Raw genomic sequence first — 16,049 nt, 5'->3', positions numbered from 1 at the left:
TCGTTTTTTACGTGTGAATTGCAAGCCGTCAATCAGCTCATCGGATCTGTTGCCCGGCAACCTGAAAAACTCTCAATTAGCGCTCGCACCTTTGCCGGCACAACCTGTGCTAGGATGACTCGTTGGTTTTTGCAGCAGTTGAGCGATGGGCTGGATCGGTAATTGAAGGGGTTACAGTGACAAATCGAGTAGAACAACTGCGCCGGCAGTTAGCGCAGCGAATTTTAGTGTTGGACGGCGGTATGGGCACCATGATCCAGAGCTATCGTCTGGAAGAGAGTGACTTTCGTGGTGAGCGTTTTGCCGACTGGCAGAGCGATCTGAAAGGCAATAATGACCTGCTGGTGCTAACCAAACCGGAAGTGATCACCGCCATTCACTACGGCTACCTGGAAGCGGGGGCCGACATTCTCGAAACCAATACCTTCAACTCCACGTCCATCGCCATGGCCGACTACCATATGGAGTCGCTGTCCGCCGAGATTAACTACCAGGCCGCCTGCCTGGCACGAGCCTGTGCCGATGAATGGACCGCTCGCACGCCAGAGCAGCCGCGTTACGTGGCCGGGGTGCTGGGGCCGACCAACCGTACCGCCTCTATTTCACCGAACGTCAACGATCCGGCGTTCCGTAATGTTTCTTTCGATGAGCTGGTGGAAGCCTACCGCGAATCGACGCGTGCGCTGGTGGAAGGCGGTGTCGATCTGATCATGATCGAAACCATCTTTGATACCCTGAACGCCAAAGCCGCCGCCTTCGCGGTGGAAACCGAGTTTGAAGCCCTGGGCGTTGCGCTGCCGATCATGATTTCCGGCACCATCACCGACGCCTCCGGCCGTACCCTGTCGGGCCAGACCACCGAAGCCTTCTACAACTCGATGCGTCACGTCAAGCCGCTGAGCTTTGGCCTGAACTGTGCGCTGGGCCCGGACGAACTGCGCCAATACGTTTCTGAGCTGTCGCGTATCTCGGAAAGCTACGTCACCGCTCACCCCAACGCCGGGTTACCCAACGCCTTCGGCGAATACGATCTGGACGCGCAAGAGATGGCGAAACAGGTCGGCGAGTGGGCGAATGCCGGCTTCCTGAATATTATCGGTGGCTGCTGCGGCACCACGCCGGAACACATTGCTGCGATGGTCAGGGCCGTGGCGGGCGTACCCCCGCGCCAGCTGCCAGCGATCCCGGTCGCCTGCCGTCTGGCCGGCCTTGAGCCGTTGAACATTGACGCCAAGACGCTGTTCGTCAACGTGGGCGAGCGTACCAACGTCACCGGTTCCGCCCGCTTTAAGCGGCTGATTAAAGAAGAGAAATACAGTGAAGCGTTAGCCGTTGCCCGCCAGCAGGTGGAAAGCGGCGCACAGATTATCGATATCAACATGGATGAGGGGATGCTCGACGCCGAAGCGGCGATGGTGCGTTTCCTCAACCTGATCGCCGGTGAACCGGATATTGCCCGCGTGCCGATCATGATCGATTCCTCCAAATGGTCGGTGATCGAGAAAGGCCTGAAGTGTATTCAGGGCAAAGGCATTGTTAACTCTATCTCGATGAAAGAGGGCGAAGAGGCCTTTATCCACCACGCCAAACTGGTGCGCCGCTACGGTGCTGCGGTCGTGGTGATGGCTTTTGACGAGGCAGGCCAGGCGGATACCCGCGAGCGCAAGTTCGAGATTTGTCGCCGCGCTTATAAAATCCTGACCGAGCGCGTCGGCTTCCCGCCGGAAGACATCATTTTTGACCCGAATATTTTTGCCGTCGCCACCGGTATCGATGAGCATAACAACTATGCCGTCGACTTTATCGAAGCCTGTGCCGACATCAAAACCCACCTGCCGCATGCGATGATCTCCGGTGGGGTGTCCAACGTGTCGTTTTCCTTCCGCGGGAACGATCCGGTGCGTGAGGCGATCCACGCGGTATTCCTGTATCACGCGATCCGCAACGGCATGGATATGGGTATCGTTAACGCCGGGCAGTTGGCGATCTACGACGATCTGAGCGCCGAACTGCGCGATGCGGTGGAGGACGTGATCCTCAACCGCCGCGACGATGGCACCGAGCGCCTGCTGGAGCTGGCAGAAAAATACCGTGGCAGCAAAGATAACGAAGTGGCGGTGCAGCAGGCGGAATGGCGCGGCTGGCCGGTCGAAAAACGACTGGAATATTCACTGGTCAAAGGGATTACCGAGTTTATCGAACTCGATACCGAAGAAGCGCGCCAGCGTGCGGATCGTCCGATCGAAGTGATCGAAGGGCCGCTGATGGCAGGCATGAACGTGGTCGGTGACCTGTTCGGCGAAGGCAAGATGTTCCTGCCGCAGGTGGTGAAATCCGCCCGTGTGATGAAGCAGGCGGTGGCCTACCTGGAACCGTACATTGAGGCCAGCAAGGAGAAAGGCACGACGGCGGGTAAAATCCTGCTGGCGACGGTGAAGGGCGATGTACACGACATCGGTAAAAACATCGTCGGCGTAGTGTTGCAGTGCAACAACTACGAAATTGTCGATTTGGGCGTGATGGTACCGACGGAGAAAATCCTGAAAACCGCGCGTGAACAAAACGTCGATATCATCGGCCTGTCGGGGTTGATTACCCCGTCGCTGGACGAGATGGTCAACGTGGCTAAAGAGATGGAGCGTCAGGGCTTTACCCTGCCGTTGCTGATTGGTGGTGCCACGACCTCCAAGGCCCATACTGCGGTGAAGATTGAGCAAAATTACAGTGGCTCAACCACCTACGTGCAAAATGCCTCACGCACCGTGGGTGTGGTGTCGGCACTGCTTTCCGCCACCCAACGCGATGATTTTGTGGCGCGTACTCGTAAAGAATATGAAACCGTGCGCATCCAGCATGCGCGTAAAAAGCCGCGGACCCCACCGGTCAGCCTGCAGAAAGCGCGCGATAACGCCATGGTGCTGGATTGGGAAAATTACCAGCCGCCAGTGCCGAAACAGTTGGGCGTTTACCCGGTTGAAGCCGGTATAGAAACGCTGCGCCATTACATCGACTGGACGCCATTCTTTATGACCTGGTCGCTGGCGGGTAAATACCCGCGCATTCTGGAAGATGAAGTGGTGGGTGAAGAGGCCAAACGGCTGTTTGCCGACGCCAACCAGATGCTGGACATGCTGGCCGCCAACGGCAGCCTCAACCCGCGCGGCGTCTACGGCCTGTTCCCGGCCAACCGTGTCGGCGACGATGTGGAGGTGTACCGCGACGAAAACCGTGACGAGGTGCTGGTGGTCAGCCGCCACCTTCGTCAGCAGACGGAAAAAACCGACTTCCCGAACTACTGTCTGGCGGACTTTGTCGCGCCGAAAAGCAGCGGCAAGGCCGACTACTTCGGCGCCTTCGCGGTGACCGGCGGTCTGGAAGAGGATGAACTGGCGGCGGCCTATGATGCGCAGCACGATGATTACAATAAAATCATGGTGAAAGCGCTGTCGGATCGTCTGGCGGAGGCTTTCGCCGAGTACCTGCACGAGCAGGTGCGCAAGCTGCACTGGGGCTTCGCGGCGGAAGAGAGCCTGAGCAACGAAGAGCTGATCCGCGAAAATTACCAGGGCATCCGCCCGGCTCCGGGCTATCCGGCCTGCCCGGAACACACCGAGAAAGCGGAAATCTGGCGCCTGCTGGACGTTAACCGCCACACCGGTATGGTGTTGACCGAATCCTTCGCCATGTGGCCGGGGGCGGCGGTGTCCGGCTGGTACTTTAGCCACCCGCAAAGCAAGTATTTTGCGGTAGCCCAGCTCCAGCGCGATCAGGTGGAAGACTATGCGGCGCGTAAAGGCATGAGCGTCAGCGAGGTTGAACGCTGGCTGGCACCCAACCTCGGCTACGACGCCGACTGATTATCCTTCTTTAGGGGCGCGGCTTGCCGCGCCCCTGTCATTGCGCCTCCACGTCAATGTGCAGCGCGTCGTAACGCCAATATTCCAAATCACAATCAATCACCCGATCGTGCTGATCGCGGTTAACCCGGGTAATAAACAGCGCCGGGCTGCCGTAGGTTACTTTCAGCATGGTGGCCGCGTCCTGTGGCAGCAGGGTGGGTAGCATATCGAAACGCACCCGGCCATAACGAATGCCGTAGCGTTCGGCGTACAGCCCGGTCAGCGACTGGGTTAAATCTTCGTCCAGGATACCGGCAAAATAGGCGGGATTGAGGTAGTGCTCGCAGTACAACACCGCACGACCGTCGATATAGCGCAGCCGACGAATGCGGTAGATCTCGCTACCAGGGGACAGATCCAACCGTTGGCACAGGCTGCCGTACAGCGGCAGAGTGGTGGCGTCGATCACTTCGGTATGGGCATCGCGTCCCTGCTGCTGCGCCATGGCGTGGAAATGGCTGCGCTGCAACGGGTTGTACACCAGCCGGGGCGGCGAAATAAACCAGCCACGCCTGACCTGACGGTAAATCACACCCTGCGCCTCCAACTGGCCGAGCGCTTCCTGCAGCGTAATGCGGGTGGTGGAAAACTGTTCGCTCAGGGCTCGCTCGGAAGGCAGTTTGCCATCGGCGTTGAACTCCCCGTCGGCGATACGGCTGGCCAGAATCTGGCAAATAGTCGCCACGGTTGTTGTTCCTTCACTCATGCACAGTTGCCCCAATTGAGTGCGCTTTGCCCCGCTAAAGGTAGACCAACGCCAGCTTCGGTGACGCCCGAATGCGATAAAAATGCTGCTTTTTTAGACTGACATATAATTATCACATTCGTCCGTTAGATTGGCTTGGTTCTTGCTGGACTAGTCCAGCCACTTCCACACTACCACCCGGAGCATCAGTTATGAAACGTTTGTGCGCTTCTGTGTTAACCAGTGCCATTATCCTGTCCAGCCAAACCAGCTGGGCTGCCGATTCCGATCTGGCGGCGCTGGCACAGGCTGCCAAGAAGGAAGGGGAAGTCAACAGCGTCGGCATGCCGGACAGCTGGGCCAACTGGAAAGACACCTGGCAGGATCTGCTCAGCAAGTACGGCCTGAAGCATGCCGATACCGACATGAGCTCGGCGCAGGAAATCGCCAAGTTCGATGCCGAAAAGAGCAACGCTACGGCGGATATCGGTGATGTGGGCGCAGCATTCGGCCCGATCGCGGTACAAAAAGGGGTGACCCAGCCGTACAAGCCATCCACCTGGGATCAGGTGCCTGACTGGGCGAAAGACAAAGACGGTCATTGGGCGCTGGCCTATACCGGCACCATTGCTTTCATCATCAACAAGAAACAGGTGAAGGAGATCCCGCATAGCTGGGCGGATCTGCTGAAAGGAACCTATCAGGTCACTATCGGTGACGTGGGTACCGCCTCGCAGGCGGCCAGCGGCGTATTGGCGGCCACTTACGCCATGGGCGGCAATGAGAAGAACCTGAAGCCGGGCCTGGAATTCTTCGGCAAGCTGGCGAAAGCTGGACGTTTGAGCCTGAGCAACCCGGTGATCGCCTCACTGGAAAAAGGCGAAGTACAGGTCGGCGTAGTTTGGGACTTTAACGGCCTTAACTACCGTGACCAGATAGACAAAACCCGCTTTGAAGTGTTGATCCCGTCCGACGGCTCAATCACCTCAGGCTACACCACCATCATCAACAAATACGCCAAGCACCCGAACGCCGCCAAGCTGGCGCGTGAATACATCTTCTCCGACGCCGGCCAGATCAACCTGGCGCGTGGCTACGCCCGTCCCATCCGTGCCGAACATCTGACGCTGCCGGACGATGTCAAAGCCAAGCTGCTGCCGGCCGAACAATATAAAAATGCTCACCCAATCGCCGATCCGGCGGCCTGGGAGCAAAGCGCCAAAACGCTGCCGCGTCAGTGGCAGGAAAACGTCATTATGTTTATGCAGCAGTGAGTTAAGCCATTATGAAAACGATCCTCGTATTGCTGGACGGGCTGAACTATCAGGTGGCGCATGACGCCATGGGCTATCTGCAGGCCGAATGTGCGGCAGGGCGCGGACGTTTATATCAGTTGGAGAGCGAGCTTCCCTCGCTCTCCCGCCCGCTGTATGAGTGCATCCTCACCGGCGTGCCGCCGGTGGAGAGTGGCGTGGTGCATAACCAGGTATCGCGCCTCTCGCATCAGCAGAGCGTGTTTCACTATGCGCGCGCCGCAGGGCTGACCACCGCAGCGGCCGCCTACCATTGGTTCAGTGAGCTGTATAACCGCACCCCGTTTGATGCCGCCCGCGATCGTCATACCGACGATGCCGAGCTGCCGATCCAGCACGGCCATTTTTATTACGACGACCGCTACCCGGACTCCCATCTGTTTGATGACGCGGAAAGTTTACGCCGCCGCCATCAGCCCGATTTCTTGCTGATCCATCCAATGAACATTGATGATGCCGGGCACCGCTTCGGCCTGTCTTCGCCGCAGTACCGCAATTCGGCGCGCAATGCCGACGGCGTGCTGTCGCGCTATTTGGCCGATTGGTTGGCCGACGGTTATCAGGTGATGGTTACCGCCGATCACGGCATGAATGACGATCGCAGCCACGGCGGCGTGCTGCCCGAAGAGCGTCAGGTGCCGCTGTTTGTCTTCGGCAGCGCATTCAGCCAAAACGATGCCGACCCGCAGCAAACCGACCTGTGCGGCACGCTGTGCGAACTGCTGCAGGTGGCACACAACAAGCCGCGTTGCCGTGCGCTGTTGGCATAAGGGTGATTGATGAAAGCCAAGTGGATTGCCGCCTTGTGCCTGTTGCCGTTTATCCTGCTGTTTGGTGCGTTCCAAATCGCACCGCTGGTGTGGATTGCGGTCAGCAGTTTTTTCAGCCAAACCAGCGGCTGGGGGCTGGGCAACTATGTTGATGTGTTGACCTCGCCGTTCTATCTGCAGGCGTTTCAGTTCTCGCTGGAGATTTCTCTCTGGTCGAGCGTCTATGGGCTGTTAATCGCCCTGGTGGGCAGTTACTCACTGCGCCAGCTAGGCCAGACGCGGTTCCATGATTTTGTGATGTCGTTTACCAACATGACCAGCAACTTCGCAGGGGTGCCGCTGGCATTCGCCTTTGTCATCCTGCTGGGGTTAAACGGCTGCCTGACGTTGCTGTTACGCAAGTACGGCCTGATGGAGAGTTTTAACCTTTACTCCAAAACCGGCCTGATCGTGCTCTACACCTACTTCCAGATCCCGCTCGGCGTGCTGCTGCTGTACCCGGCGTTTGATGCACTGCGTGAAGACTGGCGCGAATCGGCATCCTTGCTCGGAGCCAGTCCGTGGCGCTATTGGCGGCATATCGGCCTGCCGGTGCTGGCTCCGGCGCTGATGGGCACTTTTGTCATCCTGCTGGCCAACGCATTGGGCGCTTATGCCACTGTGTATGCGCTGACCACCGGCAATTTTAACGTTATCCCCATCCGGATCTCGGCGCTGGTGGCGGGGGACATCTCTCTCGATCCTAACCTGGCCAGTGCGCTGGCGATGCTGCTGGTGGCGATGATGGCGTTTATCACTCTGATCCATCAGTGGCTGCTGCGCAGGAGTTACCTCAATGCACACTCATAATATTGCGGAGGGCGGCCATGTCGCGTTTTGAAACCGGCTATCACCGCGTAGTGAGCGGCTTGCTGCTGCTGATCCTGCTGTTACCGCTGGCGGCGACGCTGATTTATGCGCTGGCCACCCAATGGGGCGCGACCATCCTGCCGGACGGTTTTACCCTGAAATGGCTGGTGACGTTATGGAGCGATCCGCGTTTCCTGCTGGCGCTGTGGCACTCGCTGCTGATCTGCTTTGGCACTTTGGTGCTGGCGGTGGTGGTGATTTTGCCGATGATGTTTGTGATTGCTTACTATTTCCCCAAGCTGGATGCGGTAATGAACGTGCTGATCCTGCTGCCGTTCGCCGTACCGCCGGTGGTGTCGGCGGTCGGGCTGATGCAACTGTTTGCCGCCGATCCGCTGCCGCTGCTGGGTACGCCGTGGATCCTGATTGGCTGCTACTTCTCTATCGCGCTGCCGTTTATTTACCGCGCCATCAGCAACAACATGCAGGCGATTAACCTGCGTGATCTGATGGATGCCGCGCATCTGCTGGGGGCCAGCACCTGGAAAGCGGCACTGTTGGTGGTGCTGCCGAACCTGCGCAAGGGCGGGATGATTGCCGTGCTGTTGTCGTTTTCTTTCCTGATTGGCGAGTTTGTCTTCGCCAACCTGCTGGTGGGTAGCCAATATGAAACGCTGCAGGTTTACCTGTTTAACATGCGTAACGGCAGTGGCCATTTCACCAGCGCACTGGTCATTTCTTATTTCGCCGTGGTGCTGATCGTCACCTGGTTGGCGAATTTGCTGAATAAAAATAAGGGCTAACCCATGGCTTATCTCAACGTCACCCGCCTCAACAAACACTACGGCCAGACCCAGGTATTTCAGGATATCGATTTCACTGCCGAAGAAGGTGAGTTTGTCACTCTGCTCGGGCCGAGCGGCTGCGGCAAGTCTACGCTGCTGCGCTGTCTGGCGGGCCTGACTTCGGTCGACAGTGGGCAGATCCTGCTGCAGGGTCAGGATCTGGTGCCGGTGCCGCCGCAAAAACGCGGTATCGGCATGGTGTTTCAGAGCTATGCGTTATTCCCGAACATGACGGTTGAAGGCAACGTGGCATTCGGCCTGAAAATGCAAAAGCTGGCGACCGGACAGATCCAGCAGCGGGTACAGGAGGTGCTGGCACTGGTGGAACTGACCGAGCTGGCGAAGCGCTACCCTCATCAGCTTTCCGGCGGCCAATGCCAACGGGTGGCGCTGGCGCGATCCCTGGTGACGCGTCCGCGCTTGTTATTGCTGGATGAACCGCTCTCGGCGCTGGATGCCCGTATCCGCAAACATCTGCGCGAACAGATCCGTCGGATCCAGCGTGAGCTGAACCTGACGGCGATCTTTGTCACCCACGATCAGGAAGAGGCGCTGACGCTGTCGGATCGCATCGTGCTGATGAACAAGGGGCAAATTGTACAAAGTGGCGATGCGGAAACCTTATACACCCAACCGGCCGACGTTTTCGCTGCCGGGTTTATCGGCAACTACAACCTGCTGAGCGCTGAACAGGCGTCCGTTTTGACCGGCAACACTTATCGCGGTAAGGTGGCTGTTCGCCCGGAGTCCATGACCTTACTGCCTGCCGGGCAGGGTATCGCCGCCACTATCCTCAACCACAGCCTGCTGGGCAACGTGGTGCGCTATCGGGTTAAGGCCCGTGGCGTAGAGCTGGTGGTCGACGTGCTCAACCGTTCGGTCGAGGATTTGCGGCCCGACGGCAGTGAAATTGGACTACACTTAGAAACTGTTACATTACGGGAAGTTGCATGACATTTTCCCGCTGACAAACGGAATTTCCCTTCCCTTCAGCGGCAGTCTGCAACCCGTTGCCGCTGTTCTGCTCTTTTAACGCCCGGCAGAACGGTTGCCTTGCTGGCGTTTAGGGAGCGTATTTTTCGTGTTGACCCTTCTTCATCTGCTCTCTGCGGTGGCGCTGTTGGTGTGGGGTACCCACATCGTGCGCACCGGGATTATGCGGGTCTATGGCGCTAATTTGCGTCGAGTATTGAGCGACAGCGTGCAGAAAAAGCCGCTGGCGTTCGTCTCAGGTATCGGCGTGACCGCGCTGGTGCAAAGCAGCAACGCTACTGCGCTGCTGGTGACCTCTTTCGTCGCACAAGGGCTGGTGGGGCTGACGCCTGCACTGGTGATCATGCTCGGTGCCGACGTTGGTACCGCGCTGATGGCGCGCATCCTGACCTTTGATCTCTCCTGGCTGTCTCCGCTGCTGATCCTGGTCGGCGTGTTCCTGTTTCTCAGCCGCAAGCAAACTCGCGTGGGCCAAATGGGCCGAGTGTGTATTGGCCTGGGGCTGATTGTTCTGGCGCTGGAGCTGATCGTGGCTGCCGCAACGCCAATCACCCAAGGGGCAGGGGTGAAGGTGTTGTTCTCGTCATTGACCGGTGATGTGATGCTGGATGCACTGACTGGCGCGTTGTTCGCCATTGTCAGCTATTCCAGTCTGGCGGCGGTGTTGCTGACGGCAACCCTGACTGCCTCCGGCGTGATTTCACTGAAAGTGGCACTGTGCCTGGTGATCGGTGCCAATCTTGGCAGTGGTCTGCTGGCTGTGATTAACACCAGCGGCCAGAATGCCGCTGGCCGTCGGGTGGCGCTAGGCAGCCTGCTGTTCAAGCTGATCGGTTGTGTGCTGGTGCTGCCCTTTGTCTCTTATCTGGCTGATGCGATGGCTCGGCTGCCCGGTGGCAACGAAGAGTTGGTGATTTATTTCCACGTGTTCTACAACCTGATCCGCTGCCTGATACTGATCCCGCTGGCCGGGCCGATGGCGCGGCTGTGCGAAACGCTGATCGCCGACGTAGCGGCTGACGATCCCCGGTTGCGACCACGGCATCTGGATGCCAGCGCGTTGGATACGCCGACGCTGGCGTTGGCCAATGCGGCGCGTGAGACCCTGCGTATGGGGGATGTGGTAGAACATATGATGATCCTGCACCGCGAAGTGCTGCACGGCAAGATTGGGCAGGATAAAGAGGTGCGCCGGTTGGACGATGACGTTGATGTGCTGTACACCGCCATCAAGCTGTATCTGGCGCAGATCCAGAAAGAGGAACTGGGCGAAGAGGATTCGCGACGTTGGGCAGAAATCATCGAAATGGCGCTCAACCTGGAGCAGGCCGGGGACATTATCGAACGCATGACCGGCGATATTGCGTCGAAGTCACTTGCGGCGCGGCGGGCGTTTTCAGCCGAAGGGTTGGCGGAGCTGGACACATTGTATGAGCGACTGATTGGCAACCTGCGGTTAAGTCTGTCGGTGTTCCTGTCCGGTGACCTCACCAGCGCCAAGCGGCTGCGACGCTCCAAGCACCGCTTCCGTATTCTGGATCGCCGCTACGCGCATGCGCACGTCGATCGCCTGCACCAACAGAACGTGCAAAGCATCGAAACCAGTTCGCTGCACCTGGGGTTGCTGGGTGACATGAAACGTCTGAATTCCCTGTTCGCAGCGGTGGCGTATAACGTGCTGGATCAGGATGAGAAGGATGACGAGCGTGAGTGGGAGGACACCCCGAGCACGCTATAAAAAAATGCCCCCGGCTGAAACCTGCTGCCAAAGGCATTGCTTAAATAAACGTCTCCCTCTCCCGAAGGAGAGGGGACCATTTACCGCCAGTTATTTACCCGAAAAGACTCCTGCCTTGGCATCAGCGGCCTGGTTGTTGATATAACCACCGACCGGGGTCTCCAGGTTCACCACGCTTTTTCCGGCGATGCCCAGCAGTGCGCCGGCCGAGGCGGCCGCATCGAGGTGCCCGCCACCCTGATAGCGATTGCCCGCCACGTCCTGTTGCTCCAGCTTGCCGTTACCCAGCGTCACCTCCCCCTGTTGGCTGCGGATCTCGCCGCCTGTCAGGTGCGTGTTGCCCTGCACGTTCAACGTCACGTCATTTTTCCCGCTGATGGCGGACTGCACGCCAACCGCATCGTTATTGACCACGTCGGCGTTGACCTTGAACTGGCCCTGTAGCCCTGCGGGGCCGGTCAGGCTCTCTTTGGACTTGTTGCCGAGGAAGCGAGCGCCGCGATCCCACAGCGGGGCCTTCTCTTTTTCGCCGACCAGCGTTTCCGGCAGGGTGACTTTGCTATCGGCCTTGCTGAAACTGACTGCGCCGGTGGTGTCCTGTTTTGGATCGAGACGACGGGCCACGCTGTTGTACTTGTCGGTAGTGGCGTCAGCGACCTTGTTGATGCCGCCCTCCAGCTTCTCCTTCACCTTGCCGGCATAGTGCGGCGTGCCCACTTTCGACAGTTTGGAGGTGATGCTGCTGGCCGGGTCGTTGGTGTGGCTCAGGCCGACGTCCACGTTGACCTTGACGCTGCTTTCGCTGTCTTTACGGCTCTCGACGTGCAGATCGCCACCGACGTTGCCCTGTACGCGATCGGCATCGATTCGCGCGCCGGCCAGGGTAGTGTCCTTGCCACTGTTGAGCGTCACTTCGTCGGCGCTAATCAGGCTGTTGCCCTGGGTCGTTTTCTGCAGCTTATCGACGCCGACCTTCACTCCGGCACCCAGAGTATGGGTGTCGCTGCCGCTGGTGGCGTCAACCTTGCCGTTGGCATCCTTGTTGAAGGATTGGCCGCCTTTGACGTTGGCCTTCAGCCCCAGGTTCCAGTTGTTTTTCTGCTCCTGATTTTGCGCCGACTCTAACACCACACCGCCGTGTTCGGCATTCAAGGCGACGCTGCTGCCTTTGACCTCGGTTCCCTGCAGGTGCAACGCCTGGTCGCCATTGCCTTTGGCGGTAATGTTCACTGCGCCGCCGCTGGTGATTTTGCCGCCCTGTTGAGCCGTGGAGGACTCATCGACCTTGGCAATGTCAAATGCGCCGCCGAGGGAAATGACACCCGCGCTTTTTTTGTCGTTGTCGGTGCTGATACCACCAATATCGATATTGCCTGATAGCGTGTCGTCCTTACGCGTTTGGTGCGACTTGGCTGCCTGTATCGCAACCTTATCGCCTGCCTTCAGCGAGACGTCACCCTGGCTGGTAACCGTGCTGCCTTGCAGCGTCAGCCCACGACCGGCCTCAAGCTCTACGCCCTGCTTCCCGCCGAGGTGGCTGACCTGTGCGCTGCTGCCATCGCTCGCCCCTTTGCTGTGACCGCCGCCCAGCCCGGCGCCGAAGCTTTTGGTTTCCGGTGAGGTACCGCCTTTGGCCGACACTTTGACATTGAAGCCGCTGTGGCTTTCATGGTTGCGATCGGTGGCCTGCTCGAAACGGATGTTGCCGTCTTCCGCTTTCACCTGTGCCTTACCCTTACCGGCATCCAGCGAGGTACCCTGATACACCGCGTCCTGCTTGACCTTGATATCGATGCCATTGGCGGCGGTGATGCTGCCGGTAACGGCCTGGCTGCCGCCGCTTTCGCTGCGTTTATTGCCGCCTTCACCTTTGGCATCCACGGTCAGATCGCTACCGGTGGTGGTATAAACGCGCACGCTGGCACCGCCGCGGGTTTCGCTGTTGCTTTCCTGCCGACTGTTTTGCGCCGCTTCACTTTGGTGGCTGTCTGCCGTCAGCGTTACGCTCCCCTGGGTGGCCTGGTATTTTGTTCCGCTATCCTGCAGTTTGCCGCTGGCGGATACCTCAATATCCCCGGCGGTAATGGTGCTGATCACGGCCTGCGAACTGCTGCTGCGCTTTTCGCTGCTGCCGCCATTGGCGCTGATATCCAGCCCGACATTAGGTGCGCCGATGCCGCCGATCTCGTTAATTACACCGTTGGCGTCCAGCTTCGCGGCTTTCCCTACCGCGCGCTCAACCGGGCGGGTGACGGCGCTGTAATCAATGTTGGCACCGATATCCACGCCGACGTCGGTTTTGCGGGTGTGGCTGCTTTCGCTGTCGATAGCGGCCAGATGGGCGATGCTGTCGGCATTTTCCTGATATTTACCGCCCGCCTGGTGCTGGGCACCTTGCTGGGTCAGCTTGTCCTTGGCGTTAATGGTCAGATTGCCGGCTATGTCACTGCCCGAGGTCACAGCCTTGCGGCTTTCCGAGTGTGTTTTGCTGTTCTCGTAACCGCCTTCGATACCGGAACCGACTTTATCTATGCCACCGGTGTAATAAAAACCGCCGCCAATTTTGGTTTTCTCGGTGTCGCTGGTGGTCTTGTTTTCCGCCGCCAGGAAGGAGACGTTGTCGCCGCTGACGCTGGCATCACCCTTAGTGGTCACCAGTTTGGAGCCGGTGAAAGTCACGTCTTTATCCGCTTTCAACGCTACGCTGCCGCCACTGAGCATCGAAGACTGTTGCTCGCTGCGGGTGGTTTTCTCGCTGTCGCTGGTATGTTCAATTCGTAGGCCGGCGCGGTATTGCTTATCACCTTGCTCTTTGGCATAACCGTTGACAGTCAGCGCGGTTTTCTGCTCATCAATGCGTTGCTGCTGCTCTGCGGCGCTGACGTTGATATTGCCACCGGCGTTGATGTCCAGCTTGCCGACGCTGGTCACCTTGCTGCCCACCACGTCGGTATCCTTTTTACTGACCAACTGCAGGTTGGTATCGGAAACCAGCTCACTGGCGGTGGACTGTTGGTAACTGTTGTTGGATTTTTGCGAACTGCTGGTGATGTTAAAGGCAGTGCCGGTGCGGGCATTGACCTTGTCGACGTTGGTACTGAGCGCGTTGTCGATCCGCAGGCCACCTTCACTGGCTTCGACAAAACCCCCCTGTTTGCCTTTCACCTTGCTGCCGGTAATGGTGACGCCCTGCTGCCCGTTCAGCCGCAAAATGCCGTCGGCTGTCAGTTCGGAGGCGTTGCTGATCTCGCGAAGGTTGCTGTTGTCCTTGTTGTTACCGCCGCCAATCCCGCCCCATGAGGTTTTATTGTCGCGGACGGTCTTCGCATTGGCGGTTTTTTGCACGTTGATGTTGATTTGGTCCTTGGCGTCGACCGTCAGGTTACGCCCCGCATGGACTTTGGCCCCCTGGGCCTGCAGATTGTTGCCGGCCGTGAGCGTCAGATCGCCGCCGGTATACAAATCGCTGGCTTTCAGGCTTTCGGTCTCCTGGCTGTTGTACCAACTGCCGGTGCGCAGGCTGGAGGTATGGTTGCGCTGATTACCGCGTTCGCTGGATTTATCCTTCTCGACCAGCCCGCTGAGCTGCACGTCGCGCTTGGCCTCGATTTTCAACGTGTCGCCCGCCGTGATCTTGGTGCCAAGCAGCTTCACATCCTGTTTGGTGGCGGTCAGCGTGGCATTCTTTGTGGCGCTGATGGTGCTGCCGATCTGCTGATGCTGTTCATTATCACGGCTGACGTTGTACTTCCAGGAGTAGAACCATTGGTTGTCGGTGTCGCCCTGAGCCTGTTTCAGTTGCTGACCGTCGAGCGTCAGGCTGGCGCCTTGCAAGCGGATCTCGTCACCCTGAATATCGACGGCGCTCAGGTGGTTGCTGTTATCGGCCAGCAGGCTGATGTTTTTACCTTTCAGCTTGGTGCGGGTCAGTTGCTGGCTGTTGTTGTAGTCGCTGATGTAAATACCGCCGCGATAGTTTTGGTAGTTTTTAACGCTGGTGTAGCTGTTGTTGTCGTCAATGACCTTGCTTTGGGCACTGATGTTGTGGGCTTTCACCCGGATCTCTTCGCTGCCCTGCAGTTGGCCCGCCAGCTTCACACCGCTGCCGGTTAGGGTATGGACGATATTGATGCGCCCTGCCTGCATGCTGCCAAGATAGTAGCTGTCCGTTGTGCCTAATATCTGGTCCCAGAATGTGACCTCAGGTTGCTCGCTGCTGAGCACCTGTGCATCGCGCGATACGCGGTTGTTGCCGCTGATGGCATTGATATCTGATACCCTTTTGTTGCTTTTCTGATCGTAGACCGGGTTAACGATCACCTCGCCGTGGCTGGTGATTCTCGGTGCGATCAAATCCAGCACGCCAGCGGCGTTGAGTTTGCCATCCAGGCTCAGGGTGTTGCGATTACCCAGCGTGCTGTAGCCCTGCAGCATGCCGTTTTCCACCAGCGGGTTGCCCACCACCAGTGATGAACGGCTGGTATTGATAAAACCGCAGCCGTTACAGGTGATGCCGTTCGGGTTGGCCAGCACGTAGTCGGCCGCCATGCCGAAGATTTCCTGCTGGCCGAGCAACAGTGATGGATTGCGGCTGATCACTTCGTTGAGGATCACGCTGGCCGCCTGATTGTTCAGGTTCGGGTTGGCACCCAACTGCCCGGCCAACTGAGACTGCCCGGCGTTGAGTGAGTTATTCAGCACCGCGCCTGGCTGGTTGACGTTGAAATCCTGATATTGGTTATGCGACAGCCCGTGGTCATTCGGCGTCACGATATTCACCACCTGCGCACCGTTACCGGCAGTGGTAACACCGGGTCCGTTAGCACCGTTGGCCGCCACGATCTCAGCGGCGTAACCGCTGCCGAGCGAGGCGAGAATGATCGCCAGTGAAGCGGCCAACTTACCCGCCGCCGAAAGCCTGAAGTTATTATTTTTCATCCATGTATCTCCATATATC

The 16,049-nt window shown here is 58.3% G+C and carries 9 protein-coding genes; 7 read left to right on the top strand and 2 right to left on the bottom strand.

The genetic code is table 11. The features are described 5' to 3' along the window. The first annotated feature begins 161 nt into the window (after positions 1-161). A complete protein-coding gene (gene metH, locus SERS4_RS0123200) occupies positions 162-3,857 on the top strand; it encodes a methionine synthase (RefSeq protein WP_371257932.1) in 3,696 nt (1,231 codons plus the stop codon). A gap of 37 nt (positions 3,858-3,894) precedes the next feature. Here metH and SERS4_RS0123195 read toward each other — a convergent pair whose 3' ends face one another. Continuing rightward, positions 3,895-4,605, bottom strand: a complete 711-nt coding sequence (locus SERS4_RS0123195; RefSeq protein WP_026142562.1) for a UTRA domain-containing protein — start codon at positions 4,603-4,605, stop codon at positions 3,895-3,897. A 191-nt stretch (positions 4,606-4,796) separates the two neighbouring features. Between SERS4_RS0123195 and SERS4_RS0123190 the strand changes: the two genes are divergently transcribed. From SERS4_RS0123190 to SERS4_RS0123165, 6 genes are all read left to right on the top strand, one after another. Then, on the top strand, positions 4,797-5,858 hold the full coding sequence (locus tag SERS4_RS0123190) for an ABC transporter substrate-binding protein (RefSeq protein WP_017894228.1): 1,062 nt from the start codon (positions 4,797-4,799) through the stop codon (positions 5,856-5,858). Positions 5,859-5,869: 11 nt separating this feature from the next. After that, entirely contained in the window at positions 5,870-6,667 is a 798-nt protein-coding gene (locus SERS4_RS0123185; protein WP_017894227.1) for an alkaline phosphatase family protein, read from the top strand. Positions 6,668-6,676: 9 nt separating this feature from the next. Continuing rightward, positions 6,677-7,516, top strand: coding sequence for an ABC transporter permease subunit (locus SERS4_RS0123180; protein WP_017894226.1), 840 nt, complete (start codon positions 6,677-6,679; stop codon positions 7,514-7,516). A 17-nt stretch (positions 7,517-7,533) separates the two neighbouring features. Beyond that, the gene (locus SERS4_RS0123175) at positions 7,534-8,319 is read left to right on the top strand and encodes an ABC transporter permease (protein WP_012147179.1); all 786 of its coding nucleotides are present in this window, start codon (positions 7,534-7,536) and stop codon (positions 8,317-8,319) included. A 3-nt stretch (positions 8,320-8,322) separates the two neighbouring features. After that, complete coding sequence (locus tag SERS4_RS0123170) at positions 8,323-9,315, top strand: ABC transporter ATP-binding protein (RefSeq protein WP_017894225.1); 993 nt, start codon at positions 8,323-8,325, stop codon at positions 9,313-9,315. 127 nt (positions 9,316-9,442) lie between these two features. After that, complete coding sequence (locus SERS4_RS0123165) at positions 9,443-11,092, top strand: Na/Pi cotransporter family protein (protein ID WP_012147177.1); 1,650 nt, start codon at positions 9,443-9,445, stop codon at positions 11,090-11,092. 90 nt (positions 11,093-11,182) lie between these two features. Here the strand turns inward: SERS4_RS0123165 and SERS4_RS0123160 are convergent, their stop codons facing one another. Next, on the bottom strand, positions 11,183-16,030 hold the full coding sequence (locus SERS4_RS0123160) for a hemagglutinin repeat-containing protein (protein ID WP_017894224.1): 4,848 nt from the start codon (positions 16,028-16,030) through the stop codon (positions 11,183-11,185). Between the last annotated feature and the right edge of the window lie 19 nt (positions 16,031-16,049).

The organism is Serratia sp. S4 (assembly GCF_000347995.1).
GTDB classification, from domain to species: domain Bacteria; phylum Pseudomonadota; class Gammaproteobacteria; order Enterobacterales; family Enterobacteriaceae; genus Serratia; species Serratia quinivorans.
Note: the sequence above shows the minus strand (reverse complement) of the source record. Positions and strands in the feature narration are given on the sequence as shown.